Genomic DNA, 2475 nt, shown 5'->3' with positions numbered 1-2475 from the left:
AACAACGGCGGCCAAAGCCGTTGAAGGGATCCCCAACCTGGGGTAGGCTTTGCGGATAAGGTGTTGCCTGTATTGCTACGCAACGCTGGTGCGACTGAGGTTGAGGTGTGAGGAATGTGTGGCATTGTCGGCTACGTGGGTTTTCAGTGGGCTGCCCCCATCCTGTTGGAGGGCCTGCGCACCTTGGAGTATCGGGGCTATGATTCTGCCGGCATTGCCACAGTGGATCCCGAAGAAGGATTGAGAGTTGTCCGCGCTACCGGCAAGCTGCACAACCTGCTGGTGAAGCTGACGGCCAACATGCCCACCGCCAAGGTAGGGATCGGACATACCCGCTGGGCCACCCACGGCGGCGTGACCGAAGAAAATGCTCACCCCCACTGCGACGAGCGCGGGCGCATTGTGGTGATCCAAAACGGCATTGTGGAAAACTACCTGGAGCTGAAGGAGCGCCTCTTGGAGCGGGGGATCCCATTCCGCTCCCAAACCGATACGGAAGTGATCGCCCAACTGCTCGGCCTCTATACAGAAGAGCTGGGCTCCTTTGAGGCGGCCTTTGGCCAGGTCATGGGGCAACTGCGGGGGGGAAACGCCGTAGTGGCTCTGGATCGGGAGGCGCCGGATCGGCTGATCGCAGCCCGTTTGGGCAATGCCGGAGCCGTGGTGGTGGGAGAGGGAGAAGGGGAAAACTTCGTCGCCTCCGATCTGCCTGCCATTGTCCGCCATACCCGCAAGGTGGTGTTCTTAGAAGATGGGGAAATGGCGGTTCTCACGGAGTCTCAAGTGCGCTACCTGCGCATTACCGGCGAGGAGCTGCGCAAATCCAGCATCACCGTGGCCTGGGATCCCGTCTCAGCCGCCAAGGGAGGCTACAAGCACTTCATGCAAAAGGAGATCTTTGAGCAGCCCCGCACCACCACCGATACGCTACGGGGGCGGGTGGATCTGGAACAGGGCCGGGTGACACTGGAGGGGCTAACGCTTTCTGAAGCACAACTGGCCCACATTGAGCACATCCACGCCGTAGCCTGTGGTACTGCCTGGCACGCCTGCTGGGTGCTCAAGTACTTCATCGAGAGCTTGGCCCGTACCCCTGTAGAGGTGGACTATGCCTCTGAGTTTCGCTACCGCCAGCCGGTGTTGCGCCCCAACCACCTGTTGCTGGCCTTAACCCAGTCGGGAGAAACCGTCGATACGCTGGCAGCCATGAGCGAGGCCCGCACCCAAGGGATCCCGACTCTGGCGATTGTCAACGCCATCGGATCCCAGGCCAGCCGTCTGGCGGATGCCGGGGTTCTCTACATCCATGCCGGTCCGGAGATTGCCGTGGCTTCCACCAAAGTGTTTACCGGCATGTTGGTGGCAGGGTACTTGCTGGCCCTGCAACTGGCCCAAGCCAAAGGGATCCTCAGCCCGGCCCAGATCCAAGCCCACCTGCAAGCCTTGATTGAGCTGCCGGGCAAGATCAGCCTGATGCTGAAGGACGCCGCCCTCTACGACCAACTGGCGGAGCAGTACCATCATGTTGCCAACATGCTCTATCTGGGCCGCTGGGTTAACGCCCCGATTGCCCTGGAAGGAGCTTTGAAGATGAAAGAGGTGAGCTATATCCACGCCGAAGGCTACCCGGCAGGGGAGATGAAGCATGGCCCTATCGCCCTCATCGACGAGCGGGTGCCGGTGGTGTGCATTGCCACCCGGGATCCCGTCTACGAAAAAATGCTCTCCAACATCGAACAGGTGCGGGCGCGGGGGGGACGGGTGATCGCCCTCATCAACCCCGAAGACACCCAGGTGCGGGAGAAAGCCGACCACATCATCGAGGTGCCCAGCACGACACCCCTGTTGTCGGCGGTTCTGAACGTGATCCCCCTGCAGTTGTTCGCCTATGCCATGGCTTTGCGCCGCGGAGCCGATGTGGATCAGCCGCGCAACTTGGCCAAGTCGGTAACGGTGGAGTAACGGCTGTTGCCCTTGCCGCCCCTGGCCTCTGGTTTTTGCAAAATCGGGCAGATCACCTCTTTTTCATCAGCAGCCGCAGGGGGGATCTGCCAATCGGAGAGGAGACCTTGAATTTGGCTTTTCAGCGCTTGCAGATCGGCAATTCGCTGTTCAATCTCCTGCAGCTTGCCTTGCAGATGCTGGCGAATTTCTGGACAAGGCTGCTCCCCTCGGTCGTGGACATCCAGGATTTGGCGGATTTCTTCTAAGCTCAGGCCCAGGCTCTGGCAGCGGCGGATAAAAGCCAGGCGAACCAAAACCGAAGGGTCGAACAGCCGATAGCTGGACTCCGCCCGTTCCACCGTTGGCTTCAGCAGGCCTATCGATTCGTAGTAGCGCACCGTGCGTACAGGCAAGCCGGCTGCTAGAGCCACCTGGCCGATCTTCAGGCTGGCAGACAAGTCCTGGACAGCAGCAGGATTCGACATGTCCCCAACTGGATCCCTGTAGATTTCTTCAGCGTGACATACTCCC

At 60.2% G+C, this 2475-nt stretch carries 2 protein-coding genes; one reads left to right on the top strand and one right to left on the bottom strand.

What is annotated here, in order from left to right; translation table 11 throughout:
- Nucleotides 1–114: 114 nt before the first annotated feature.
- Nucleotides 115–1962, top strand: coding sequence for a glutamine--fructose-6-phosphate transaminase (isomerizing) (glmS, locus tag NW820_RS10095; RefSeq protein ID WP_414351842.1), 1848 nt, complete (start codon nt 115–117; stop codon nt 1960–1962).
- Here glmS and NW820_RS10090 read toward each other — a convergent pair.
- Nucleotides 1923–2475, bottom strand: a 553-nt coding sequence (locus NW820_RS10090; RefSeq protein ID WP_414407413.1) for a heavy metal-responsive transcriptional regulator, incomplete at its 5' end; no start/stop codon positions are given. The two genes, glmS and NW820_RS10090, sit on opposite strands and share 40 nt — an antisense overlap.

It is taken from the genome of Synechococcus sp. R55.7 (assembly GCF_047461955.1).
Lineage (GTDB): Bacteria > Cyanobacteriota > Cyanobacteriia > Thermostichales > Thermostichaceae > Thermostichus.
Note: the sequence above shows the minus strand (reverse complement) of the source record. Positions and strands in the feature narration are given on the sequence as shown.

What these genes read in the sequence shown, in the direction of transcription:
- glmS (WP_414351842.1), top strand. Translation starts at nt 115, where the DNA reads ATGTGTGGCATTGTCGGCTACGTGGGTTTTCAGTGGGCTGCCCCCATC.